Origin of the sequence: Bacteroides togonis (genome assembly GCF_900130135.1) — a bacterium.
Taxonomy (GTDB): domain Bacteria; phylum Bacteroidota; class Bacteroidia; order Bacteroidales; family Bacteroidaceae; genus Bacteroides; species Bacteroides pullorum.
Genome location: NZ_LT670820.1, coordinates 1,875,990 through 1,899,688, shown reverse-complemented (window position 1 = coordinate 1,899,688; position 23,699 = coordinate 1,875,990). Strand labels below are relative to the sequence as shown.

Here is a 23,699-nt window from a genome sequence, read left to right as displayed (position 1 = left end):
GCATCAGAGTCCTGCCAGTTCTACAATCTTGTCGACTGCTGCATTCAGGCCGTCGGGGTTCTTGCCACCGGCTGTTGCGAAGTGGGGCTGACCGCCACCGCCACCCAGAATGAGTTTGGCGGCTTCCTTCACCAGGGCGCCGGCTTTCAGGCCATTGGCCACCAGGTTGTCGCTCAGCATGACGGTGAGCATCGGCTTGCCTTCGAACTCGGTGCCGGCCACGAAGAACAGGTTCTCCGTGATCTGGCCGCGCAGCTGGAAGGCGATGTTCTTCACTGTCTCGGCGGGCAGGGGAGCGCAGAACTTGATGAGCTTCACGCCGTTCACTTCCTTCACGCTCTGCAGCAGTTTCTCCTTCAGCTGGGCTTCCTTTTCCTTCATGAATTCCTCTACCTGCTTCTTCAGTCCGGCATTCTCCTCGATGTACTTGCGGATGGTTCCGGCCAGGTCGGGGGCGTTGTTGAAGAGTGCTTTCAGGTCGCGGATGGAATCCTGCAGATTGTCCATCATTTCTTCTACACGGGCACCTGTATAGGCCTCGATACGGCGTACACCAGCTGCAACAGAACTTTCGGAGATGATTTTCACCATGCCGATATTACCCGTAGCGGCTACGTGCGTACCACCACAGAACTCGATGGACGAGCCGAACTGGATGACGCGGACGCGGTCGCCGTACTTCTCACCGAAGAGGGCGATGGCGCCCAGTTCCTTGGCTTCCTCGATAGGAATGTTGCGGTATTCCTTCAAAGGAATGTTGGCACGGATCTTGGCGTTGACCAGATGCTCTACCTGACGCAGTTGCTCGTCGGTCACCTTTTGGAAGTGCGAGAAGTCGAAACGCAGCGAGTCTGGCGTAACCAGCGAACCTTTCTGCTCTACGTGGTCGCCCAGCACGGTGCGCAGTGCTTCGTCCAGCAGGTGCGTACACGAGTGGTTGGCGGCACAGGCGGCGCGCTTGTCGGTATCCACGCAGGCCATCATGGGTGCGTCGAGGTGTTCGGGAAGCTTCTTGGCCAGGTGGATGGGCAGGTTGTTTTCTTTCTTGGTGTCGATGATGTCGATGGTCTCGAATTCGCTCACCAATACACCCGTATCGCCTACCTGACCACCGCTTTCGGCGTAGAACGGCGTCTTGTCCAGCACAATCTGGTAGAGTGTCTGGTTTTTCTGCTTCACCTGGCGGTAGCGCAGGATGCTGGTTTCATATTCTGTATAGTCGTAACCTACAAATTCGGTAGTACCTTCCTTCAGCGTAATCCAGTCGCCGGTCTCTACGGCGGCGGCGTTGCGGGCACGCTGCTTCTGCTGCTGCATCTCGGCATCGAATTCCTTCGTGTCGGCTGTCATACCGTTCTCGCGCAGGATGAGTTCGGTCAGGTCGAGCGGGAAGCCGAAGGTGTCGTATAGTGTAAAGGCGTCCTTGCCGCTGATTTCGGTCTTGCCGGTAGCCTTGGCCTCGGCCATGGTCTTTTCGAGCAGGCGGATACCCGTCTCCAGTGTGCGCAGGAAGGCTTCTTCCTCTTCCTTGATAACCTTGGCGATGAGGTCCTTCTGGGCGTTCAGTTCGGGGTAGGCGGCTCCCATGTTGTCTATCAGCACGGGCAGCAGCTTGTACATGAACGACTGCTTCTGACCCAGGAACGTGTAGCCGTAACGGACGGCACGGCGCAGGATACGGCGGATGACGTAGCCGGCCTTGGCGTTGCTGGGCAGCTGTCCGTCGGTGATGGAGAAGGCGATGGTACGGATGTGGTCGGCAATGACGCGCATGGCCACGTCCTTCTGCTTGTCTTCGCCATACTTGGCACCAGCCATGGCGGCGATGGCCTGGATGAGCGGCTGGAAGACGTCGGTGTCGTAGTTGGACGTCTTGCCCTGCATGGCCATACAGAGACGCTCGAAGCCCATACCGGTATCGATTACCTTGGCGGGCAGACCTTCGAGGCTGCCGTCGGCCTTGCGGTTGAACTGCATGAACACGAGGTTCCATATCTCGATGACCTGCGGATGGTCGTGGTTCACCATGTCGCGACCGGGTATCTGCTTCTTTTCTTCTTCGGAACGGAGGTCGATGTGGATTTCCGAGCACGGACCGCAGGGACCTGTATCGCCCATTTCCCAGAAGTTGTCATGCTTGTTGCCGTTGATGATGTGGTCCTTCGGCAGGAACTGTTCCCAGTAGGAAGCAGCTTCATCGTCGCGGCTCAGGCCTTCTTCGGGGCTGCCTTCGAAGACGGTAGCATAGAGGTTTTCGGGGTTGATCTTCAGCACGTCCACCAGGTATTCCCAGGCCCAGGAGATGGCTTCCTTCTTGAAGTAGTCGCCGAACGACCAGTTGCCCAGCATCTCGAACATGGTGTGGTGATACGTGTCGTGTCCCACTTCTTCCAGGTCGTTGTGCTTTCCGCTGACGCGCAGACACTTCTGCGAGTCGGCCACTCTTTTATATTTGGCGGGATGATTGCCCAGGATGATGTCTTTGAACTGGTTCATACCTGCGTTGGTAAACATCAGCGTAGGGTCGTCCTTAATCACCATGGGAGCGGAAGGGACGATGTGGTGTCCCTTGCTTTCGAAGAAACTCTTGAACGAGTCTCTGATTTCGTTTGCAGTCAACATATACTATCTAATTTTTTAAGTTTCAGAATACTGAGGTTTTTCAAGTTAGCTGATGGCTTGCCCCTGATTCTTTTGCAGGGTGGGAACATTCTGCTTGTTGGAAAACGGAATGTGCAAAAGCTCAATAACTTAAAAACTCAAAAAAACTGTGCAAAGATAGCTTGTTTTTATTACTTTTGCCGCATAGACCACTGAAATATTTCCAAAAAGATGCGCAAAGTATACTATATATACAATCCTCAGACGCAGACCTACGACCGCATTTATCCTACGATGAAGCAGCGGGCAATGAGTTATCTGCGCCGTCTTTTTATTGGCATGGGACTGGGAGCGGGCAGTTTTATTGTGCTTCTGCTCATCTTCGGTTCGCCCTCGGAAAAGGAATTGAGGATGGAAAACAGCCAGTTGCAGGCGCAGTATAATGTGCTTTCGCGTCGGATGGATGAGGCTATCGGCGTGTTGCAGGATATCCAGCAACGCGATGACAATCTCTATCGGGTCATCTTCATGGCCGACCCTGTGCCGACGGCTATTCGCCAGGGGGGATATGGTGGAACCAATCGTTACGAACACCTGATGAAGATGGCTAACTCGGAACTGGTAGTACATACCACGCAGAAGATGGATATGCTTACGAAGCAACTCTATATTCAGTCGCGTTCGTTCGATGACGTTGCACGCATGTGCAAGCAGCATGATGAGATGCTTCGATGCATTCCGGCCATACAGCCCATTTCAAATAAGGATTTGAAGCAGACGGCTTCGGGCTATGGCACACGTGTCGATCCGATTTATGGCACGACTAAATTCCATTCGGGCATGGACTTCTCTGCCCATCCAGGTACAGACGTTTATGCGACGGGCGATGGTACGGTGGTGAAGATGGGATGGCAGACTGGATATGGCAATACTATCATTATTGATCATGGTTTTGGCTATCAGACGTGGTATGCCCACTTGCAGGACTTTCGTACGAAACTGGGTAAGAAAGTGGTACGCGGTGAAGTGATAGGCGGCGTGGGCAGTACTGGTAAGAGTACCGGTCCGCATTTGCATTATGAGGTTCACGTCAAAGGGCAGGTGGTTAATCCCGTCAATTATTACTTTATGGATCTGAGTGCCGAGGATTATGACCGCATGATACAGATTGCAGCCAACCAGGGTAAGGTGCTGGATTAGTCGAGAGAGTTATGTATTATTTATCGTCAGATTGTTAAATAATTGCTTCCGTGTTGAATATCGATAAGAACTTGAAGTTGTATTACTCAATCAGTGAAGTCGCCGAGATGTTCGGGGTTAACGAGTCGCTGCTTCGATATTGGGAGAAAGAGTTTCCTCAGCTTTGTCCTAAGAAAGCTGGGCGTGGTGTTCGCCAGTATCGTAAGGAGGATGTAGAGACAGTGAGGCTGATTTACCATCTGGTGAAGGAACGGGGCATGACACTGCCAGGAGCCCGTCAGCGTCTGAGGAACAACAAGGAAGCCACGCTACGCAGCTATGAAATTGTAGACCGTCTGAAAAGCATCCGTGAGGAGCTTCTGGCTATGCGTGATGCGCTCGATGCTTTTACCTACGACGACTTGGAGGCGCTGAAGGAAAATATCGGCGATCTACAGTCTTCGCCAGAAGATCGTTAGTCCTCAATTCTTGATACCTGTTTGATGTTTTGCACCTGTTTCAGGTTGTTGCAGATGGTACGTACGTCGTCCACATCGTGTACGTACAGCTGTATTTTCCCTTCAAAGATACCATCGTTGGTTTCCATGGTCAGTTTGCGGATATTGACATTCAGTTGACGCGAGATGACCTGTGTCACTTCATTCAGTAGTCCTACATTGTCTATACCTTTGATATAGATGGTTACAAGGAAGGAAAGTTCCTTGTGTGTATCCCATTGGGTAGCTATGATACGATTGCCGTAGCTGCTCTTCAGACGGGCTGCTACAGGGCATTGGCGCTTATGGATAATGACTTGATTGTTCTCGTTGATGTAGCCTAACACGTCGTCACCTGGGATGGGGTGGCAACAGTCGGCCATGATGTATTCTTTGGAGATCGCTTCTTCGGTCAGTTTCAGGATCTTTTTGGTATCTATCTTTTCCTGTTGTACTTTCTCTTGTGAACCTTTTCCTTCATTTGTATCTTTTTCTTCTTTTCCATTGCCGAACGAGAAGGATAGTAGCTTTTTCCAACTCTTTTCCTGTTTCTCCTTGAAGGCATTGCGGTCAGCATCGCCCAGCACCAGTTTCTTGCTGCCGATGGCAACCAGTAGTTCGTCATGGGTGTGGAAGTTGTGCAGGCGTGTCAGTTTGTTCAAAGACACTTCATCCATACGGATCCCCTCTGCATTAAGGAATTCGGCTAAAATCTTTTCTCCCTCCTTTTGGTTGGCTTTGGCTTCTTTGCGCAGGATGGAGGCTATTTTGGCACGTGCGCGTGCTGTGGTGGCATAGTTCATCCATTCGGGTTGCACGCGTTGCGATTTCGAGGTAAGTATTTCTACCTGGTCACCGCTTTGTAGTTTGTGGCTCAGGGGGACCAGCTTGTGATTGACCTGTGCACCGATACAATGACTGCCGATATCGGTGTGTAGGGAGAAGGCAAAGTCCAGTGCCGTACAGTTCTGGGGCATGGTCTTCAGGTCGCCCTTGGGTGTGAACACAAATATCTCGGACGCGAAGAGATTCAGCTTGATGGTGTCGAGGAAGTCGATAGCGTCAGGTTGCGGATCATCTAGAATCTCTTTAATGGTTCTCAGCCATTTTTCCAGTTCGCCTTCGTCTTCACTACCGCCGCCTTCTTTGTATTTCCAGTGGGCGGCAAAGCCCTGTTCGGCTACGTCGTTCATACGTTCGCTGCGGATCTGTACCTCAATCCATTGTCCGTTGTTGCCCATCAGGGTGACGTGAAGCGCCTGATAACCGTTGGCTTTCGGGTGGCTTACCCAGTCGCGCAGTCGGTCGGGGTGGGGCTTGTATATCTTGGAAATAGCTACATAGATGTCGAAACAGTCATTCAGTTCTTCTTCCAGATTCTTGGGCGTGAAGATGATGCGGACGGCCAGGATGTCGTAGATTTCTTCGAAGGGAACATGCTTGGTCTGCATCTTGTTCCAGATGGAGTAAATGGACTTGACACGTGCCAAAATATGGTACTTCATGCCCATTTTGTCCAGTTGGGCACGGATAGGAGCCGTGAAGTCCTTAAAAACCTTGTCGCGTTCGGCGGCTGTAGCTTCCAGCTTCTTCTCGATGACTTCATATTCCTCAGGATGTTCATATTTGAAGCTGAGGTTTTCCAGTTCGGTCTTGATCTTGTAGAGGCCCAAGCGGTTGGCCAGTGGGGCATAAATGTACATGGTTTCACCGGCAATTTTGTATTGCTTGCTGGGAAGCATGGAGCCGAGGGTGCGCATGTTGTGAAGTCGGTCGGCTATTTTGATGAGGATGACGCGGATGTCATCGCTCATGGTGAGCAGCAGTTTTTTGAAGTTCTCGGCCTGTGCGGAAGCCTTGTCGCCAAAGATACCACCTGAGATTTTGGTCAGTCCGTCTACAATCTGGGCAATCTTAGGGCCAAAGATGTTTTCGATGTCTTCTACTGTGTAATCAGTATCTTCTACAACATCGTGCAGCAGAGCTGAGCAGATGGAGGTTGAACCCAATCCGATTTCGGTGCACACAATCTTGGCTACGGCGATGGGGTGAAGAATGTAGGGTTCGCCCGAGCGTCGTTTGATGCCTTTGTGTGCCTGGTTGGCGAAGTTGAATGCTTTGGTGATGATTTCAACACGCTTGCGGTGTTTGGTAGCCAGATAGCAGTTCAGTAAGTCCTGAAAAGCTTCCTGTATCATCGCTTCTTCCGCTTTCTCTTTCTTTTTCAGATCAAGGTTCTCTTCCATATCCGTATCCAATTTACTTCACTTTCTGCAAAAATAAGCAAATTTTGACATCGGACAAGCATTTTGTTGTTTAAAACATCGGTTATGCCCGAATTATTTGGAAGAGGCGGTAAGGTAAGTATACTTTTACTTGTATATCTTTAGCGTCTTTCCTGCGCGAATATTGTTGCCTCGCAGGCCATTCCAGCTACGCAGCTTGCTGACACTGACACCATAACGTTGTGCGATTCCACCCAGCGTGTCACCATTCTTTATCTTGTAGTAGATGGGCTTGCCATTGCCAGCTACGGCTTTGGAAGTACTGCTACTGGCCACGGATACGGTACGGCGATTTTTGAACAGCTCGGCCTGGCGGTGGTTGTAGATGGTGTCTTGGTTGTCTATAAAGGTGCTGATGGCATTCATGGGGAGGCGCAGGGTTTGCGGCTTGCTGTCACCTGGGATAATGCTGCGTTTGTATTGCGGATTGAGACTTTTGAGTTCGTCCATCGGTACGTAGCAGATGTCAACGATTTGCTCGAAGTGCAGGTTGCGGCTTACCTGGATGGTGTCTGTAGCCTCAGGAATGTTGGTTTCCATCGGGCAGATATTGTGCTTGCAGTAGTAGGACATGATGTAGTTGGCCGCAATGAAAGCAGGTACGTAGCCACGTGTTTCACGGGGCAGATAGTTATAGATGGCCCAATAGTCGGTCTTGCCTCCTGCCCGACGAATGGCCTTGTTGATGGTGCCGGGACCGCAGTTGTAGGCGGCGATGACCAGATTCCAGTCGTTGTAGATGCCATAAAGGTCCTTCAGATAGCGTGCTGCAGCCCAAGTGGCCTTGATGGGGTCGCGACGTTCGTCTACGAGGCTGTTGCTTTCCAAACCATAGAGTTTGCCTGTCTGAAGCATGAATTGCCAAAGTCCGGCAGCACCTGCGCGCGATACGGCCGAAGGATTCAGGGCCGATTCGATGATGGGCAGGTATTTCAGTTCGAGAGGCAGGTCGTAGGCATCAAGGGCCTTTTCGAAAATGGGCATGTAGAAATTGCAGGCGCTGAGCATGAAGGCCACCTGATTGCGCAGGCGGGTGGCGTACATGTCGATGAACTTGCGCACGATTTCATTGTAGGGCATCTCCATAATGACCGGCATGCGCGACAGGCGGTCGATGTAGATGGAGTCGCTGAACAGCGGATTTTCATGAGAAGTGCTGCAATCCTTTCCCAAGTCGATGTAAGTCTTGGCTTTCCAGTCGTTCAGCAGGCTGTCCAGCGGATAGGTCATGCTTCGTGGCAGGTCGATGGTTTCTTCGCGTTGGGTTCCGTTTTCGTTGATGACTACGTTTACACTTTCCTGCGCATGGAGAGGGGTGGCCAGGAAGGTGGCGAACATCAGGGCGGAACTTATGATCAATTTCTTCATATTCTTTCTATATCGGTTTGGTGGTGAGTATTCGTTTTTCAGAAGCGGAAGCTGCATTGCACGCCCACAGATTTGTCTTTCAGTGTGGCTGGGTTGTAGTAGCCTCCTGTCTGGTTGTTGATGAGGGTGGGTTCCACCTTCATGCTCAGGTCGGGGCCGATGTCGAAATTGGACAATTCGGCGTCCACATAAGCATCGACCACGGATATCAGATAGACGCCGATGAAGGCGAAGATACTTAAGTCGCGCCAACGGCGATAGGTGTCCTTGCGCTTACGCAGGGTTTCTGTGATTTGCGAGTGCGATACGCGGTCGATGTAGCCCGGCGGTAGCAGGTCGGTGATACTGCTGGAGTCCCATTTCTCGTTGACGGCGTCGACGTAGGCAGCTTGGTAATCTTTGTACATTTTGCCGTTCCATGTCAGGGCATAGGCACAACCAGCAAATCCGCCGTAGACGATGGGCAGCTTCCAATACTTGCGGTTGTAGATTTGTCCGCCGCCGGGGATGACCAGTGCCAGCCAAGTAGCTTTGGTCGGATTGGGTACCCATTGCTTGCGTTTCAGTTCGCGGCTCAGGCTGTCCGTCGGATCTTTTTCTTGCTTGATGTCGGGGCTGGCCGTCAGTTCAAGCATTTTTTTCTTGTTCTCGTTGGCAATGCTGTCGGCCGTTGCTTTTGCCAGAGCGTCCAGCGTGTCGGCTTTTAAGGCCTGTTGCTGAGGCGAGAGTGTCTTGTGGGTTGTGTCGGCCTGCAGCTCGTGCGATCTGCGAAGGGCGGCGCGAGGGCGGTTCTGCCCATACACGACAATCCCTGCCGCCTGTAGGAAACAGAGCAGCAGGGCTGTCAGTATCTGATATTTAAGTCTTCTTCTTGTCATTTATTTTTCAGCGTGTCGAGGATGCCGATGATGCGTTCTAATTCTTCTTCGTTGCTGAAAGGGATGCTGATTTTGCCTTTTCCCTTTTCTGAACAGGTCAACTGGACCTTGGCGCTGAAGAAGTTTGAAAGTTGTTGTTTCAACAGGTTGAATTCTTCGGGCAGTTTGGCTCGTTTGGGAGCTATCTTGCGCCCTCCGCTCTTCACGGCTTCGCCTTCGCTCAGCGACTTGACGATTTCTTCCACCTTGCGAACGGAGTAGCCATGCTCCAGTATCTCCTCGTAGATCTTCACTTGCAGCTTGGGGTCGTCCAGCGTCACGAGAGCGCGGGCGTGTCCCATGTCTATCTGCTTGTTTTGCAAGCCCATCTGTACGGGTGCGGGTAGCTTCAGCAGGCGCAGGTAGTTGGCGATGGTGGTGCGTTTCTTGCCCACGCGTTCGCTCAGGCGCTCCTGCGTCAGGCCGTACTGTTCGAGCAGGTGCTGGTAGGCTAGGGCTATTTCCACCGAGTTGAGGTCTTCGCGTTGGATGTTCTCGATGAGGGCCATTTCCATGACGTTCTCGTCGTCGGCGGTGCGGATGTAGGCGGGTATGCGGGTGAGGCCTGCCATCTGCGAGGCACGGAAGCGTCGTTCGCCGGCAATGAGCTGGTACTCGTCGTCCGAGAGCTTGCGCAGCGTGACGGGCTGGATGATGCCAATCTCGGCGATGGAGTCGGCCAGTTCCTGCAGGGCAGTCGGGTCGAACTCGCGCCGCGGCTGGTTGGGGTTGACGCTGATTTTCGAGAGCTCCACTTCGTTGATGGAAGAGGAGCCTTCGGTCTGCACGTCGTCCATGGAGAGCAGTGCGTCCAGGCCGCGTCCTAATGCATTTCTTTTTTGTGCCATATCTGTCAGTTTCCTTTTTCTTTATTTTTCTCTTTCTATCAGCTCCCGGGCCAGTGCCATGTGGTTCTTGGCGCCTGTAGAGTCTGCGTCGTAGAGGATGGTGGGCAGGCCGTAGCTAGGCGCCTCGCTCAGTTTCACGTTGCGCTGGATGACGGTCTTGAACACCAGTTCCTGGAAGTGGCGTTTCACTTCGTCGTAGATTTGGTTGGCCTGTCGCAGGCGCGAGTCGTACATCGTCAGCAGGAAGCCTTCGATCTCGAGGGCAGGGTTCAGCTTCGACTTGATGATCTTGATGGTGTTCAGCAGCTTGCTGATGCCTTCGAGCGCGAAGTATTCGGCCTGCACGGGGATGATGACCGAGTCGGCGGCGGTAAGCGCGTTGACGGTAATGAGTCCCAGCGACGGCGAGCAGTCTATTAGAATATAATCAAATTCGCTTTTCAGCGGCGAGAGCACTTCCTTCAGGATCCGTTCGCGGTTCTTCAGGTTGAGCATTTCGATTTCGGCGCCTACGAGGTTGATGTGAGAAGAGATGACTTTCAGCGTGTCTATCTCCGTGTCATGGATGGCTTCACGCACGTCGGCACGGTCGATAATGCACTCGTAGATAGTACATTCGGCTTGCTTGATGTCCACTCCAAGCCCAGATGAGGCGTTGGCCTGGGGGTCGGCGTCCACAACGAGCACTTTCTTTTCAAGGGTGGCCAGCGAGGCTGCCAGGTTGATGGTGGTGGTAGTCTTGCCCACGCCTCCCTTTTGGTTTGCCATTGCAATAATTTTTCCCATATTCTCTATCATTTATCGGCGGCGAAATAAGCGATTATTTCTGATAGTGCCAGCATGAAAAGGGAAGAGATTGCAAAAACGGTTGATAAGTCGCCCTTTTTGTTAATAACTTGCGGGCGGCAGGTTGTTCCTCCTCTTCTTCCGTTATTTTTCTCTGGGTGGTTTCCCTTTCGAGCCGACGGCAAATATACACAATTATATTGGAAATCTTAGACTTTTGTGCCGTCGCTTGGGGAAGATTAAGATTTATTTTCCGCCTTTTGAGGCTTGGAGGCAGGGAGTGAACTCAGTGCTGTATCTGCCACGCCAGGGAAAAGCACTGTTTTTTGCAGAGGAAAGCAGTGCTTTCTGGTGGAGAAAGCATTGCTTTCCTTTTTTTCACCATACGGCTTCCACAAACTTCCAAAGGAAATAGCCGCAGAGGGCACACTTCACTACTGTGCCCAGCAGGAAGCCTACCAGCGAGCCAAGACCTGAACGGAGGGCTTCTTTCGTCTCGCGTCCGCCCAGCAGTTCGCCGATGAAGGCACCCAGAAAGGGGCCGAGGATGATGCCCCATGGCATGAAGAACAAGCCTACAAGGGTGCCTGCCAGGCATCCACGCTCGCCCCATCGGCTGCCACCGCTATACTTGGCGCCCAGCAGGGGGACGAAGTAGTCGAGTACCTGGACGATAACGACCAGCACGAGCCACACCACCAGCTGCGTAGGGCTGAACTGTACGCGGTCGGTAAAGTGGAGCAGTAACATGCCCCCATAGGCCAGCGGAGGGCCGGGCAGGGCAGGGAGGATGCATCCTGCCAGGCCTGCCAGCAGGCAGAGGATGCCTAGAATGATTAACAAGATGTTCATAGCCGAATCATGAAGTTTTTCGCAAAAATAAACGTTACCTGCCGAATTGCCAAATTTTTGCCGTTATAGAAGTTTGACGGCTCTTTTTTTTATTTCCCCTCTAAAGTTGCTACCTTTGTCGGCAGTTAACAAAAATGTTTGTATGAGTATGGAAAATCAAAGACCTTTGATATTGGTATCGAACGATGACGGCATCGTTGCGAAAGGAATCAGTGAGCTGATCAAGTTTCTCCGTCCGCTGGGTGAAGTGGTAGTAATGGCCCCCGACAAGGCCCGTTCGGGCACGGGATGTGCGCTCACTACAGGCGAACCTATCCACTACAGCCTTGTGCGCAAGGACGTAGGCTTGACGGTCTATAAGTGCTCGGGCAACCCTGCCGACTGTGTGAAGCTGGCTTTTGAGACAGTGCTCGACCGCAAGCCCGACCTCGTGGTGGGCGGCATCAACCATGGTGACAATTCGGCTACGAACGTACATTACTCGGGTACGATGGGTGTCGTTATCGAAGGATGCCTCAAGGGAGTACCTTCCATCGGTTTCTCCTTGTGCAGCCACGAGCCCGACGCAAACTTCACGGCCGCAGGTCCTTACGTGCGCGACATCGTCCGCCTGGTATTGGAAAAAGGCCTGCCTGCGCTGACCTGCCTCAATGTGAACTTCCCCGATACGCAGGAGCTGAAGGGCGTCAAGATCTGTCGCCAGACGAAGGGACAATGGACCAGCGAATGGGAGAACTTTGCCCATCGCGGCGACAACCATTACTATTGGCTGACGGGCTCGTTCGTGGACGAAGATGCCGACCAGGAGGATACCGACCACTGGGCACTGGCCAACGGTTATGTAGCCATTACGCCTACCACGGTAGACGTCACGGCCTATGGCATGATCGACGAGCTGAAGACTTGGTTCTAATCGTATGAAATACTACCTGATTGTCGGCGAAGCCTCGGGCGACCTTCATGCGTCGCACCTGATGGTGGCCTTGCGTCGCGAAGACCCGCAGGCGGAGTTCCGCTTCTTTGGGGGTGACCTGATGGCTGCCGCGGGCGGTTGTGCGCCTGTGAAGCACTACCGCGACCTGGCCTACATGGGCTTCGTCCCCGTCCTGCTCCACTTGCGCACCATCTTTGCCAACATGGACCTCTGCAAGCGAGACATCGTGGAGTGGCGGCCCGATGCTTTGATACTGGTGGATTACCCCGGCTTCAACCTCAGCATCGCCAAGTACATCCATGCCCGCACGCGTATCCCTGTCTACTACTACATCGCTCCCAAGATATGGGCGTGGAAGGAGTACCGCATCAAGAACATCAAGCGTGACGTGGACGAGCTTTTCTCCATCCTGCCTTTCGAGGTCGATTTCTTCGAGGGAAAGCACCAATACCCCATCCATTATGTGGGCAATCCGACGCTGGACGAGGTGGTCGCCTTCCGTGCTTCCTACAAGGAGACACGCCAGGACTTCTTCGAGCGCAACGGCTTGCAGGCCAAGCCCGTTATCGCTTTGCTTGCAGGCAGCCGCAAGCAGGAAATCAAGGACAACCTGCCCGACATGATTCGGGCGGCTTCCTCCTTCGGTGGTTATCAGCTGGTGCTGGCAGGCGCGCCAGGCATCGACGCCGACTACTATCGCGCCTATATAGGCGATGCCGACGTGAAAGTCATCTTCGGCCAAACTTACGAACTGCTGAGTCATGCCGACGCGGCGCTGGTCACTTCGGGGACGGCCACACTCGAGACGGCGCTTTTCCGCGTGCCGCAGGTGGTGTGTTACCATACGCCGATCGGACGCGTCATCGCTTTCCTGAAGCGACATATATTGAAGGTGAAATACATCTCGCTTGTCAACCTGATTGCAGGGCGCGAGGTGGTGCGCGAGCTGGTGGCCGACACGATGACGGTAGCGCAGATAAAGACCGAACTGGGTCGTATCCTCAACGACGAAGGCTGGCGCAGGGAGATGCTGGCAGGCTACGACGAGGTAAGCAAACGCCTGGGCGAACCAGGCGCCCCTGCCAAGGCGGCTTGTCTTATCCGTTCGTTGTTGGCAAAGGACTGATTGTAAACCAGTCTGTGTATTTCAAATAAAATGTTAAAAGCGGGCAGGTCGATGCAGTAAATGCGCGATCTGCCCGTTTTCTTGTCAGAAATCAGAAGATAAATTGTGAGGATTATGAAAAAAGTACATTGGTTTGTCCTGTTGTTATGCCTGGCTTTGTCGCCCGTCTTCCAGTCCTGCGACGATGGCGATGGCTATTCAATTGGTGATTTTACGCCTCCTTTGTGGGCGACGGTTCGTGTAGGTGGAGGCGCTTTCTATCTGGATTGTGATGTTTGGGGCACGCTTTGGCCTGTCAATACCGATATGGGGTGGTATACGCCTGTCGATGGCCAGCGAGTCATCACTTACTTCAACCCTCTGTGGGACAACTACGAGGGATACGATCATGCGGTCAAGATTTTGGGTATCCAAAACGTGTTGACCAAACAGGTGGAGACCTTGACGCCCGAGACGGACGAAGAGTTTGGTAACGACTCTGTTACTATTTACCAGGGCGATATCAGCATTAGCGGTGGATACATGAACATTATCTTCCTTCAGAATCTGCCTGCCAAGGAGAAACACCGTATCAGCCTCGTGCGTCCGCAAGACGATGCCGAGCTTTATGGTGAAGACGGCTATGTCCATCTGGAGTTGCGCTACAACGACTATGACGACGTGACGGGTTATGGCAATTGGGGAGCTGTTTCCTACAACCTCAGTAGCCTGAACTTCACAGATGCCACAAAGGGTATCAAGCTGAAACTCAATTCTTCGGTCAATGGCGAAGTAGAAGTAGCATTCGACTTTGTTTCGTCTGATGATGAAGGCGAAGGCAGCTCGGAAAAAGGCTTGCAACGTAATGTAGACCTGTCGAAGGTACAGCTGAAATAATGTCTTTTTAAATTGGTATGTAAAGTCGGAGGCCCCGAAGGCGGATATATGTCCAGCTTTCGGGGCCTCGTTTTATAGGGTTGTCCCAGGTGGAAATCTCTTAGAGCAGCGTCAGTGCAAACAGGTAGCAGACGGCGGCGGGGATAGCCATCAGAGCGCTGTCGAAGCGGTCGAGCATGCCTCCATGGCCTGGCAGGATATTGCCCGAATCCTTGATGCCCAGCTGGCGCTTCATGAGCGATTCGGTCAGGTCGCCCCATGTACCGAAGATGACCACTACTACAGCCAGCCCGGCCCATTGGCCTACCGACATGAAGTCGTAGTAGCGGGCAAAGATAAATGAGGATGCGATGGAGAAGACAGCTCCTCCGATACTGCCTTCCCATGACTTTTTGGGCGAGATACGCTCGAAAAGACGGTGCTTTCCTATCAGCGAACCAACGCAATAGGCGCCCGTGTCGCTCAGCCAGATGAAGACAAAGATGGAGAGCGGCAGGATGGGGTTGTAGCTCACGCTGCTCGCCGCCGGGTCGTTGTGGAAGGCCAGCACATTGAGCAAGGCGAAAGGCAGGGCCACGTAGAGCTGGCTCATCATGGAGAAAGCCCAGTTGCCCAGCGGGTTCTTGTGCTTCAGGTAGAGCTCTGTGATCATCATGTAGAGCAGCAGGGCCAGGTAGGGCAGGAAGACGCGTGCGTCGGTAGCCTGCGTGCAGAAGCCCATCAGGGCCAGACAGAGGTAAGCTCCGCCCAGCGAGGTGATGGTGCGGTTGATTCTTACTTCGCCGCTGGCGTTGACCAGGTGGCCGAACTCATGCACGCTCAGGGCGGCAATGAGGGTGAACAGAAGTCCGAAAGACAGGGGGCTGTAAAGGATGCAGCCCACCAGTACGATGATGAACAGGACGCCTGTAATGGTTCTTTTCACGAGATTGCTTTGCATGGCTTTCCTCCTTTATGCTTCAGTAGGTTGTTCTCCTTTCTTTTCGTCCGCCTTGCCTTCTGCCTGTGCTTTTCCTTCGGCAGCAGGTTCAGAGGCATTTCCCTTTTCCTGCTCCTTTACTTCCAGCACGGCTTGTTCGGCACGTTTGCTTTCTTCCTCAGCTGCTTCCTTCAACTCCTTGGAAGTCTTGTTGGCGGTGATGATCTCTTCCGAACGCGAAGCCCAAGGGCGCTTGCCGAAGATTTGCTCCACATCTTCAGCAAAGATGACTTCCTTCTCGATGAGCAGCTGGGCCAGCTTGTTGTGTCCTTCCTTGTGTTCGGACAAGATTTGCTTGGCGCGTTCGTACTGCTCGTTCACCATACGCTTCACTTCCTCGTCGATGAGTTCGGCGGTCTTCTCGCTATAGGGGCGGTTGAAGGAGTATTCGTCGTTGTTGTAGTAGCACAGGTTGGGCAGCTTTTCGCTCATGCCCAGGTAGGCTGTCATGCCATAAGCCTGCTTCGTCACACGCTCCAGGTCGTTCATGGCGCCTGTCGAGATGCGACCCAGGAAGAGGTCTTCGGCGGCGCGTCCACCCAGCGTGGCGCACATTTCGTCGAGCATCTGCTCCTTGGTCGTGATCTGTCGCTCTTCGGGCAGGTACCAGGCGGCACCCAAGGCCCGTCCGCGTGGCACGATGGTCACCTTGATGAGCGGGTTGGCATATTGCAACAACCAGGAGATGCTGGCGTGTCCTGCCTCATGGATGGCGATGGAGCGGCGCTCTTCTTCGGTTGTGATCTTGGTCTTCTTTTCCAGACCTCCCACGATGCGGTCGACGGCATCGAGGAAATCCTGCTTGCCTACGAACTTCTTGCCGTGGCGGGCGGCTATCAGGGCAGCTTCATTGCACACGTTGGCAATGTCTGCGCCCGAGAAGCCAGGCGTCTGACGTGCCAGCAGGTCGACGTCCACCGTTTCGTCTATCTTGATGGGGCGCAGGTGTACGCCGAATACTTCCTTACGTTCGTTCAGGTCGGGCAGGTCGACGTGTATCTGACGGTCGAAGCGGCCTGCACGCAACAGGGCCTTGTCGAGCACATCTACACGGTTGGTGGCGGCCAGGATGATGATACCGCTATTCGAACCGAAACCGTCCATTTCGGTCAGCAACTGGTTCAGCGTGTTTTCACGCTCGTCGTTGCCACCCATGGCGGCCGCTTTCGAGCGGGCACGTCCTACGGCATCGATCTCGTCGATGAACACGATACAAGGAGCTTTCTCCTTAGCTTGGCGGAAGAGGTCGCGTACACGCGAAGCACCCACGCCGACGAACATCTCCACGAAGTCCGAGCCTGCCAGCGAGAAGAAGGGTACGTTTGCTTCGCCAGCTACAGCCTTGGCCAGCAATGTCTTGCCCGTGCCCGGAGGGCCTACCAGCAGGGCGCCCTTGGGGATCTTTCCTCCCAGGTCGGTATATTTCTGAGGTTCCTTGAGGAACTCCACGATTTCTTCCACTTCCTGTTTGGCTTCAGCCAGGCCGGCTACGTCCTTGAATGTCACCCTGATGTTCGATCCCTTTTCGAACAGCTGTGCTTTCGACTTGCCGACGTTGAAGATTCCTCCACCGCCGCCCATGCCTCCGCCACTGCTCCAGCGGCGCGACAGGTAGATCCAGAAACCTACCACCAGCAGGATGGGCACTACATTCCACAGGATGAGGCTCATGTAGTTGCCTTTCTTTTCGTAGGTGATGGCTCCGTCGAAGTGGTTTTCGTCCTTTTCTTTCTGAAGGAAGTCGCCCAGGCTTTCGCGCGAGGGAGCTTCGGTTGTGACCATCGGATTGCGTCCCACACGGGTGGAGTCGATTCCGAATACGTTTCCTACGTGTTGTGGCTTGATGTAAGCCTCTACCGAATTGTCGTCAAAGCCTGTCACGCGGCTGATGTAGCCTTTCTGCACATAGCTTTGAAATTCATCATAGGAGACGTTCTTGCTGCTGACGCCATTTTTGTTGGTCAGCCACAGGCCGGCCAGCATCATCAGGAGAATCATGTACAGCCAGTTCAGGTTGAACTTGGGCAGGTTCACCTTGTTGTTGCCGTTGCCGGTGTTCTTTTTATTGATGTTATTGTTGTCCATATTCGTTTGTTAGTCTAAGTCGGGTATTTCGGTAAGTTTGGCGTCTGCCCAAAGGTTTTCCAGATTGTAGTAGTTGCGCACTTCGGGCAGGAATACATGCACCAGTACCTCAGCATAGTCCATGGCCACCCATTGGGCGTTTCTCAGGCCGTCTACTGCATAGGGCTTGGCGTTGGCTCCCTCGCGTGCGAAGTCTTTGACAGACTCCACGATGGCAGTGACTTGGCTGGGTGAGTTTCCTTGGCAGATGATGAAGTAGTTGCAGATGGTGTCATCTATTTGCGTCAGGTCCGCAATGACGATTTTTTTTCCTTTTTTATCCTGGATTCCTTCGGTGATTTGTTCGATCAGTTTTTTTGTTTCGTCCATTTATACATTATTATATTAAACAGTCGGCAAATATACGCCGTTTTCTTATATGTAACACGTAAAATGTGAAAAGTATTTTGATTTTAGTTTTTTTTTAGTGATGTAATTGCTTGTAGAAAGCCCATTTATCATTTTTCTGCAAAAAAAATCTTCCGAAATGTTTGCGTTTCACAAAAAGTTCGTATCTTTGCAACCGCAAAACGGAAACGTTGACATGCATTGGGCTATGGTGTAATGGTAACACTACAGATTCTGGTCCTGTCATTCCTGGTTCGAATCCAGGTAGCCCAACAGAAAAGAGGACACTTCGATTGATGAGGTGTCCTTTTTTTATTGTCTGTCTGCGTGTGCGTAGGCTTAAAAAGAAGAGGGTGTGTAAAACAGGAAGTACTTTCTCGTTTTTTACACACCCTCTTGTCAGTTGTATATCGCTTTTCCCTTATGCTCAGCCTTCTTTCTGGATGCTTTCGTCGATAACCTTGATCTTCTCCTTCACCAGGTCGATGTCGGCTTTCAGTTTCTCCACCTTACGGTTGAGCTCTGTCAGCAGGCTGTTGCCCTTCTTCGAGGCGGCGTTCAGGAAGCCCAGGTTGTTCTCATACGTCTGCAGTTCGCTCTTCATGTTGTCGTAGGCGCGCATCAGCTTTTCGCGTTCGCGGTAGAGTGCCTGCGGGCTTCCCTCCTGAATGTTGCTGATGGTGTTCTTGAAGCTGCTCAGCTTCTTGTTCGACTGGCTGATGTTGTAGCGTTCGAACAGTTTGTCCACCAGTGCGTGGTATTGTTTGTACACCTTGTCCTTGTCCTTGAAGGGCACGAAGCCTACGGCGTTCCATTCCTTCATCAGTGTGCGCACCTGTTCGATGGCCGTGTCGGCTTCGGTTTCTTCGCCGATGGCTTCCAGCTGGGCGATGATGGCACGTTTCTTCTCCAGATTGGCCTGCTCTTCCGAACGTTGTGAGGCGCCTGCCTGGTTCTTCTGTTCGAAGAAGTAGTCGCAAGCCGTGATGAAGCGTTTCCAGATGACGTCAGAGTGTTTCTTGGCTACAGGGCCGATGGTCTTCCATTCCTTCTGCAACTTCACCAGCGTGTCGGCCGTAGCTTTCCAGTCGGTGCTATCCTTCAAGGCTTCCGCCTTTTCGCAGAGGGCGCGTTTCTTCTCGAGGTTCTCGTTCATGTTTTCCTTTACCGTCTTGAAGAACTCGGCTTTCTTGTTGAAGAAAGCGTCGCAGGCGGCGCGGAAGCGTTCGAAGATCTTTACGTTCATCTTCTGTGGCGCGTAGCCTATGGTCTTCCACTTGTTTTGCAGGGCGATGATCTCCTGTGTCTTGGCGTCCCATGCGGCGAAGTTGGTCAGTTCGTTGTAGTCGATGCCCTCGATGATTTCGCAGATCACCGTCTTCTGGTCGAGGTTCTGTTGCTCGGCCTCCTTCAGGGCGTCGAAGTGCTGCTGGTGGCGGCGGTTGACGGCGGTCGATGCGGCCTTGAAGCGTGCCCATATCTCTTCGCGCAGCTCTTTGGCCACGGGGCCTGTCTCGCGGAATTCCTGATGGAGCTTCTGCAGCTGGTGGAAGGCCGACACGACGTCTGTCTCCTCGGCCAGCTTCTCGGCAGCTTCGCAGAGGTGGGTCTTTATCTCGAGGTTCTTCTTGAAGTCGTATTCGCGGAACTCATTGTTCAGCTTCAGCAGGTCGTAGAACTTCTCCACGTAGAGCTGGTAGTTCTTCCACAACTCGTTGACGCTGGCTTGCGGCACGAGCTTCACCTCGTTCCATTGTTGCTGGAGGCGCTTGAACTCCGTGTAGTTCTTGTTGGCGTCTTCGGGCGACTCCAGCAGGTCTTTCAGCTCTTCGATGATGGAGAGTTTCACCTGCAGGTTCATTTCCTTCTGTTTCTCCACCTCGGCGGCCAGTTCGTTCCGTTTGTTCTTGATGACGGACATTGCGTTTTTCATTTCCTCCTCCAGGGGGTCGGGTGTGGGCACGTAGTCTTCGGGTGCTCCTCCTGCTTCGGCAAACTTCTTGCGTGCTGCTTCCTGTTCGGCGTTGTGCAGCTTGTAGAATGCCTGCTTCAGGCCGTCTATTTCGGCTTTGGTGACGCTTTCCACGTCGCCTGCGATCTCTTTCAGCCGTGCGATGACTTCTTCCTTCGTCAGCTTCTGTGCGGGAGCGGTTTCTACTGTGCTTTCCATTGCCTGTTCCTCAGCCGGAGTTTCTGCCGTTGCCGTTTCAGAAACCTCAACTGTTTTCTTTTCTTCTTCTAATTCCACCTGCTTTTCGGGGAGATTAGTGTCATGAGTGTCCGTCATTGTATATCTTTATTTTAGAAACGGGTTTCCCCGTTTGGGTTACATGGGTTGCAAATTAATGAAATAAAACGTTTACTTCATACATTTTTCCCGATTTTTTTTACAAAAAGTTGTTGGGAGCCTTTACGCCAGCAGCACGGTGATTCCCATGTAGAGCATCATGCCGATGATGTCGTTCGTGATGGAGATGAAGGGGCCTGTGGCGATGGCGGGGTCCACCTTGAGTTTCTCCAGCGTCATGGGCACCAGGGTACCGAAGATGGAGGCGAACATCACGACGGCGAAGAGGCTGATGGACACGGAGTAGGTCACCGTGGCCGTGCTGCCAAATCGCACGAAGTTGTAGATGTACACCAGCAGCGAGATGATGGTGGCGTTGATGCTGGCCACGACGGCTTCCTTGCCCACCTGCTTCAGCGTGTCCTTGGCGTCGAGCGAGCTGTTGGCCAGGCCCTGCACGATGATGGCCGACGACTGCGTACCCACGTTTCCGCCCGTACCACCGATCAGGGGGATGTAGAGCGCCATTTCGGGGTGGGCGGCAAAGGTCGCGTCGAAGTTGCCCAGAATCATGGAGTTGCCGATACCGCCCAGCATGCCGATGAGCAGCCAGGGCAGGCGTGCGCTCGTCTGGCGCACCAGGTTGTCGTCCGTCTCGACGTCTTGCGAAAGACCCGAAGCCAACTGGTAGTCGCGCTCCGACTGCTCGCGCACCTCGTCCATGACGTCGTCGACGGTAATCTGTCCCACGAGCCGCCCGATGCTGTCCACTACCGGCACGGCCACGAGGTCGTATTTCTCGATGATCTGCACCACCTCGTCGATGGGTGTGTCCACGTGTACCGAGATGGGGTCTTTCTTCATCACGTGCTTCACCTTCGACACCGAGGGCGACGTGATCATCTTCTTCAGCGGGAAGACGCCTTGCAGGCGCTCGTCGTCGTCGATGACGTAGACGTAGTAGATTTCGTCCAGCTGCTCGGCCTGCATGCGCATTTCCTTCAGACACTCGGGCATACTCCAGTTCTCGTTCACGGTCACCATTTCCGTGCCCATGAGTCCGCCCGCGGTGTCCTCGTCATACTTCAGCAGGTCTACGATGTCGCCAGCCTGTTCGATGTCCTCGATGTGCGAGAGGACCTCCTCCTGCTTGTCCTCGTCGAGGCCGCGCATCAGGTCTACGGCGTCGTCCGTGTCCATGTAGTCCACGAACTTTTTGGCGATGGTTTCCGAGGGGAGCAGCTCGAGGAACTCCTTGCGGACGTCTTCGTCCATCTCCACCAGTACGTCGGCTGCCGTCTCGTTGTCCAGGAGGCGGTAGACGAAGCGTGCGTCCTCGGGGTCGAGGTCGTTGCACAGCTCGGCGATGTCGGCCGGGTGCAGGTCGGCCAGCAGGGCTTTCACGTTTTCCGTGTCCTTCTGCTCGATGTAGCCTTTGACCTTGTCAATATATTCTTCGTCTATTTCCATTTCTTTAATTGAGAATTGATAATTGAAAATGGATAATGGATAATTCTCAATTCTCCATTCTCAATTCTCCATTATTTAAGTATTCTTTCACTCGGTTCGTCAGCTCCACGAACTCCTGTACGGACAGCTGTTCGGGCCGCCGGTCGAAGAGGGCGTCCTGCGTCAGGGGGCAGTCCTTGCCCACGAGGGGCTTGATGGAGTTGCGCAGCGTCTTGCGTCGCTGGTTGAAGGTTGTCTTCACCACCTGCTTGAACAGGCGTTCGTCGCAACCCAGGTCGTGCGTGTCGTTGCGCGTCATGCGGATGACGGCGCTCTTCACCTTGGGCGGCGGGTTGAACACGTTTTCGTGGACGGTGAAGAGGTACTCCACGCTGTACCACGCCTGTACGAGCACGCTCAGGATGCCATACGTCTTGCTGCCCGGCCCTGCGGCCATGCGTTCGGCCACCTCCTTCTGTATCATGCCCGTGCAGCAGGGTATCAGGTCCTTGTTGTCCAGCATCTTGAAGAAGATCTGGCTCGATATGTTGTAAGGATAGTTGCCTGTCAGCACGAAGGGCCTTCCGTCGAAGAGCCGTGTTAGGTTCATTTTCAGGAAGTCGTCCTCGATGATGTGTTCCTCCAGCTGCGGATAGGCTTCGCGCAGGTAGGCCACCGATTCGTAGTCCACCTCCACCACCTTCAGCTCGCGCTCCTTGGGCAGGAGGAACTGGGTGAGTACCCCCATGCCGGGTCCCACTTCGAGGATGGGCAGGCCGGGACAGGCGTCTACCGTGTCGGCGATGTCCTGCGCCACCTTCAGGTCTTTCAGGAAGTGCTGGCCCAGAAACTTTTTAGGCTTTACCAGTCTCATATATCAAGTTTATTGTTACTTTTGTGCCCCACAAAGGTAGGAGTTTTAATGGATAATTGATAATTGAAAATGGAAAAATAGTTTCGATCGCAATCTTAATTATCCATTTTCCATTATCCATTATCAATTAACGAACGGAAAGATGACGAAGAAAGGATTTTATAGAAACCTGGCGAAGGTAGCGTTGCCTTTGCTGCTGGGTGCCTTCATTCTCTACTGGGTGTATCGCGACTTCGACTTCGCTCAGGCCGCCGTCGTGTTGCGCCACGGCATCCGTTGGGATTGGATGGTCCTTTCGCTCTTTTTCGGCGTGTGGAGCCATGTGGAGCGTGCCCTGCGCTGGCGTCAGACGTTGGAGCCGCTGGGTTGTCGTCCGCGCCCGTCCCATCTGGTCGATGCCGTCTACCTGTCCTACGCCACGAGCCTCGTCATCCCTCGCGTGGGCGAAGTGTCGCGTTGCGGCGTCCTTTCGCGCTACGACCGTGTGCCTTTCTCCAAGTCGCTGGGCACGGTCGTCACCGAGCGCCTGGTCGACACCCTTTGCATCCTGCTCATTACGGGTGTCACCCTCCTGCTCGAGCTTCCCGTCTTCGTCACCTTCTTCCGCCAGACGGGCACCAAGATTCCCTCGCTTGTCCACCTCCTCAGCTCCCCCTGGTTCTACGTCGCCCTGTTCTGCGTGGTGGGCGTCGTCGTGCTGCTCGTATGGCTGGCCCGCATGCTCGTCGTGTTCGAACGCGTGCGTGGCGTGGTGCTCGACGTGTGGCAGGGCGTCATGTCCCTTCGCCGTGTGCGCAACGTCCCCCTTTTCCTGCTCCACACCGTCCTGATGTGGCTTTGCTACTTCCTCCATTTCTACCTGACGTTCTACTGCTTTCCGTTCAGTGCCGACCTCGGTCTTCAGGCCGGTTTGGTCATGTTTGTGGCAGGCACGTTTGCCGTCATTGTCCCCACGCCCAACGGTGCCGGTCCGTGGCATTTTGCCGTCATCACCATGATGATGCTCTACGGCGTTTCCTCGTCCGATGCCGCCCTTTTTGCCCTCCTTGTCCATGGCATCCAGACGCTGCTCGTCATCGTCCTCGGCCTCTGGGGCTGGCTGCATCTTGTTTTGAGCGGGAAGAAGGAGTGAGAAGTGTGGAGTGTTGATAAACAAATCACCCGCCCTTCATCTCTGAAGCAGCGGGTGTTTTTACTTCGTGCTTGTGTTGTCGTGGGCTACGCGCTTCGTTTACAGCCCCATACAGCTGGTGACGCCCAGCGTAGTTCCAATAGCGGTCAGGATAGTGACCAGCGTCTGGATAATGGTTTTCCAAATAGTTTTCTTGTCCATTTCGTTAATTGAGAATTTTCTTTAATTGATAATTGA

General features: G+C 53.4%; 20 protein-coding genes and 1 tRNA gene. 7 read left to right on the top strand and 14 right to left on the bottom strand.

The features are described 5' to 3' along the window. Window positions 1–3: 3 nt before the first annotated feature. The gene (gene alaS / locus BQ8005_RS08235) at window positions 4–2,622 is read right to left on the bottom strand and encodes an alanine--tRNA ligase (protein ID WP_075317716.1); all 2,619 of its coding nucleotides are present in this window, start codon (window positions 2,620–2,622) and stop codon (window positions 4–6) included. 210 nt (window positions 2,623–2,832) lie between these two features. On the opposite strand from alaS, the gene BQ8005_RS08230 reads away from it, so the two are divergent. Next, window positions 2,833–3,801, top strand: coding sequence for a M23 family metallopeptidase (locus tag BQ8005_RS08230; RefSeq protein WP_075317715.1), 969 nt, complete (start codon window positions 2,833–2,835; stop codon window positions 3,799–3,801). Window positions 3,802–3,851: 50 nt separating this feature from the next. After that, window positions 3,852–4,259: a MerR family transcriptional regulator gene (locus BQ8005_RS08225; protein WP_021848050.1), complete on the top strand. Its 408-nt coding sequence runs from the start codon at window positions 3,852–3,854 to the stop codon at window positions 4,257–4,259. Here the strand turns inward: BQ8005_RS08225 and BQ8005_RS08220 are convergent. The 6 genes from BQ8005_RS08220 to BQ8005_RS08195 all read right to left on the bottom strand — a co-directional run bounded on the left by BQ8005_RS08220 (window position 4,256) and on the right by BQ8005_RS08195 (window position 11,333). Next, complete coding sequence (locus tag BQ8005_RS08220) at window positions 4,256–6,523, bottom strand: RelA/SpoT family protein (RefSeq protein ID WP_075317714.1); 2,268 nt, start codon at window positions 6,521–6,523, stop codon at window positions 4,256–4,258. The two genes, BQ8005_RS08225 and BQ8005_RS08220, sit on opposite strands and share 4 nt — an antisense overlap. Window positions 6,524–6,649: 126 nt before the next feature. Continuing rightward, window positions 6,650–7,930, bottom strand: a complete 1,281-nt coding sequence (locus tag BQ8005_RS08215) for a lytic transglycosylase domain-containing protein (protein ID WP_075319045.1) — start codon at window positions 7,928–7,930, stop codon at window positions 6,650–6,652. Between the two features lie 38 nt (window positions 7,931–7,968). Then, entirely contained in the window at window positions 7,969–8,808 is an 840-nt protein-coding gene (locus tag BQ8005_RS08210) for a DUF5683 domain-containing protein (RefSeq protein ID WP_021848053.1), read from the bottom strand. Further along, window positions 8,805–9,695, bottom strand: coding sequence for a ParB/RepB/Spo0J family partition protein (locus BQ8005_RS08205; protein ID WP_075317713.1), 891 nt, complete (start codon window positions 9,693–9,695; stop codon window positions 8,805–8,807). The genes BQ8005_RS08210 and BQ8005_RS08205 overlap by 4 nt, the downstream gene beginning before the upstream one ends. A gap of 21 nt (window positions 9,696–9,716) precedes the next feature. Continuing rightward, complete coding sequence (locus BQ8005_RS08200; RefSeq protein WP_075317712.1) at window positions 9,717–10,481, bottom strand: ParA family protein; 765 nt, start codon at window positions 10,479–10,481, stop codon at window positions 9,717–9,719. A 378-nt stretch (window positions 10,482–10,859) separates the two neighbouring features. Further along, the gene (locus tag BQ8005_RS08195; protein WP_075317711.1) at window positions 10,860–11,333 is read right to left on the bottom strand and encodes a DUF456 domain-containing protein; all 474 of its coding nucleotides are present in this window, start codon (window positions 11,331–11,333) and stop codon (window positions 10,860–10,862) included. Window positions 11,334–11,481: 148 nt separating this feature from the next. Here BQ8005_RS08195 and surE point away from each other — a divergent pair, with 148 nt between their 5' ends. The 3 genes from surE (at window position 11,482) to BQ8005_RS08180 (ending at window position 14,269) form a co-directional block, all read left to right on the top strand. Then, window positions 11,482–12,246: a 5'/3'-nucleotidase SurE gene (gene surE, locus BQ8005_RS08190; RefSeq protein ID WP_021848061.1), complete on the top strand. Its 765-nt coding sequence runs from the start codon at window positions 11,482–11,484 to the stop codon at window positions 12,244–12,246. Between the two features lie 4 nt (window positions 12,247–12,250). After that, window positions 12,251–13,393, top strand: coding sequence for a lipid-A-disaccharide synthase (gene lpxB, locus BQ8005_RS08185; RefSeq protein WP_075317710.1), 1,143 nt, complete (start codon window positions 12,251–12,253; stop codon window positions 13,391–13,393). Window positions 13,394–13,507: 114 nt separating this feature from the next. Further along, the gene (locus tag BQ8005_RS08180) at window positions 13,508–14,269 is read left to right on the top strand and encodes a NigD1/NigD2 family lipoprotein (RefSeq protein WP_075317709.1); all 762 of its coding nucleotides are present in this window, start codon (window positions 13,508–13,510) and stop codon (window positions 14,267–14,269) included. 100 nt (window positions 14,270–14,369) lie between these two features. Here BQ8005_RS08180 and BQ8005_RS08175 read toward each other — a convergent pair whose 3' ends face one another. The 3 genes from BQ8005_RS08175 to rsfS are packed head-to-tail and all read right to left on the bottom strand — an operon-like array spanning window position 14,370 to window position 17,702. Further along, window positions 14,370–15,209, bottom strand: coding sequence for a phosphatidate cytidylyltransferase (locus BQ8005_RS08175; RefSeq protein ID WP_075317708.1), 840 nt, complete (start codon window positions 15,207–15,209; stop codon window positions 14,370–14,372). A gap of 12 nt (window positions 15,210–15,221) precedes the next feature. Beyond that, the gene (ftsH, locus tag BQ8005_RS08170) at window positions 15,222–17,333 is read right to left on the bottom strand and encodes an ATP-dependent zinc metalloprotease FtsH (protein WP_083610527.1); all 2,112 of its coding nucleotides are present in this window, start codon (window positions 17,331–17,333) and stop codon (window positions 15,222–15,224) included. Window positions 17,334–17,342: 9 nt separating this feature from the next. Further along, a complete protein-coding gene (rsfS, locus tag BQ8005_RS08165; RefSeq protein ID WP_021848066.1) occupies window positions 17,343–17,702 on the bottom strand; it encodes a ribosome silencing factor in 360 nt (119 codons plus the stop codon). Window positions 17,703–17,922: 220 nt separating this feature from the next. Here rsfS and BQ8005_RS08160 point away from each other — a divergent pair. Beyond that, window positions 17,923–17,993: transfer RNA gene (locus BQ8005_RS08160), tRNA-Gln, on the top strand. A 154-nt stretch (window positions 17,994–18,147) separates the two neighbouring features. Here the strand turns inward: BQ8005_RS08160 and BQ8005_RS08155 are convergent. The 3 genes from BQ8005_RS08155 to rsmA all read right to left on the bottom strand — a co-directional run bounded on the left by BQ8005_RS08155 (window position 18,148) and on the right by rsmA (window position 22,330). Beyond that, window positions 18,148–20,007 (bottom strand): DUF349 domain-containing protein, encoded by a 1,860-nt coding sequence (locus tag BQ8005_RS08155; protein WP_075317707.1) that lies wholly within the window; start codon window positions 20,005–20,007, stop codon window positions 18,148–18,150. Window positions 20,008–20,130: 123 nt separating this feature from the next. Then, the gene (mgtE, locus tag BQ8005_RS08150) at window positions 20,131–21,477 is read right to left on the bottom strand and encodes a magnesium transporter (protein ID WP_021848069.1); all 1,347 of its coding nucleotides are present in this window, start codon (window positions 21,475–21,477) and stop codon (window positions 20,131–20,133) included. Window positions 21,478–21,523: 46 nt separating this feature from the next. Then, window positions 21,524–22,330, bottom strand: a complete 807-nt coding sequence (gene rsmA, locus BQ8005_RS08145) for a 16S rRNA (adenine(1518)-N(6)/adenine(1519)-N(6))-dimethyltransferase RsmA (protein ID WP_021848070.1) — start codon at window positions 22,328–22,330, stop codon at window positions 21,524–21,526. A gap of 142 nt (window positions 22,331–22,472) precedes the next feature. Here rsmA and BQ8005_RS08140 point away from each other — a divergent pair, with 142 nt between their 5' ends. After that, window positions 22,473–23,462 carry a lysylphosphatidylglycerol synthase transmembrane domain-containing protein gene (locus BQ8005_RS08140; protein ID WP_075317706.1) on the top strand — a complete coding sequence of 330 codons (990 nt, stop codon included), beginning with the start codon at window positions 22,473–22,475 and terminating at the stop codon, window positions 23,460–23,462. Window positions 23,463–23,561: 99 nt separating this feature from the next. On the opposite strand, the gene BQ8005_RS17385 is transcribed toward BQ8005_RS08140, so the two are convergent. Then, the gene (locus tag BQ8005_RS17385; RefSeq protein WP_159436189.1) at window positions 23,562–23,663 is read right to left on the bottom strand and encodes a smalltalk protein; all 102 of its coding nucleotides are present in this window, start codon (window positions 23,661–23,663) and stop codon (window positions 23,562–23,564) included. Window positions 23,664–23,699 lie beyond the last annotated feature (36 nt).

Bases quoted from the DNA above. Each gene is read 5' to 3' on its own strand.
- alaS (WP_075317716.1), bottom strand. From the start codon at position 2,622: ATGTTGACTGCAAACGAAATCAGAGACTCGTTCAAGAGTTTCTTCGAA.
- BQ8005_RS08230 (WP_075317715.1), top strand. From the start codon at position 2,833: ATGCGCAAAGTATACTATATATACAATCCTCAGACGCAGACCTACGAC.
- BQ8005_RS08220 (WP_075317714.1), bottom strand. From the start codon at position 6,523: ATGGAAGAGAACCTTGATCTGAAAAAGAAAGAGAAAGCGGAAGAAGCG.
- BQ8005_RS08215 (WP_075319045.1), bottom strand. From the start codon at position 7,930: ATGAAGAAATTGATCATAAGTTCCGCCCTGATGTTCGCCACCTTCCTG.
- BQ8005_RS08210 (WP_021848053.1), bottom strand. From the start codon at position 8,808: ATGACAAGAAGAAGACTTAAATATCAGATACTGACAGCCCTGCTGCTC.
- BQ8005_RS08205 (WP_075317713.1), bottom strand. From the start codon at position 9,695: ATGGCACAAAAAAGAAATGCATTAGGACGCGGCCTGGACGCACTGCTC.
- BQ8005_RS08200 (WP_075317712.1), bottom strand. From the start codon at position 10,481: ATGGGAAAAATTATTGCAATGGCAAACCAAAAGGGAGGCGTGGGCAAG.
- BQ8005_RS08195 (WP_075317711.1), bottom strand. From the start codon at position 11,333: ATGAACATCTTGTTAATCATTCTAGGCATCCTCTGCCTGCTGGCAGGC.
- surE (WP_021848061.1), top strand. From the start codon at position 11,482: ATGGAAAATCAAAGACCTTTGATATTGGTATCGAACGATGACGGCATC.
- lpxB (WP_075317710.1), top strand. From the start codon at position 12,251: ATGAAATACTACCTGATTGTCGGCGAAGCCTCGGGCGACCTTCATGCG.
- BQ8005_RS08180 (WP_075317709.1), top strand. From the start codon at position 13,508: ATGAAAAAAGTACATTGGTTTGTCCTGTTGTTATGCCTGGCTTTGTCG.
- BQ8005_RS08175 (WP_075317708.1), bottom strand. From the start codon at position 15,209: ATGCAAAGCAATCTCGTGAAAAGAACCATTACAGGCGTCCTGTTCATC.
- ftsH (WP_083610527.1), bottom strand. From the start codon at position 17,333: ATGGACAACAATAACATCAATAAAAAGAACACCGGCAACGGCAACAAC.
- rsfS (WP_021848066.1), bottom strand. From the start codon at position 17,702: ATGGACGAAACAAAAAAACTGATCGAACAAATCACCGAAGGAATCCAG.
- BQ8005_RS08155 (WP_075317707.1), bottom strand. From the start codon at position 20,007: ATGACGGACACTCATGACACTAATCTCCCCGAAAAGCAGGTGGAATTA.
- mgtE (WP_021848069.1), bottom strand. From the start codon at position 21,477: ATGGAAATAGACGAAGAATATATTGACAAGGTCAAAGGCTACATCGAG.
- rsmA (WP_021848070.1), bottom strand. From the start codon at position 22,330: ATGAGACTGGTAAAGCCTAAAAAGTTTCTGGGCCAGCACTTCCTGAAA.
- BQ8005_RS08140 (WP_075317706.1), top strand. From the start codon at position 22,473: ATGACGAAGAAAGGATTTTATAGAAACCTGGCGAAGGTAGCGTTGCCT.
- BQ8005_RS17385 (WP_159436189.1), bottom strand. From the start codon at position 23,663: ATGGACAAGAAAACTATTTGGAAAACCATTATCCAGACGCTGGTCACT.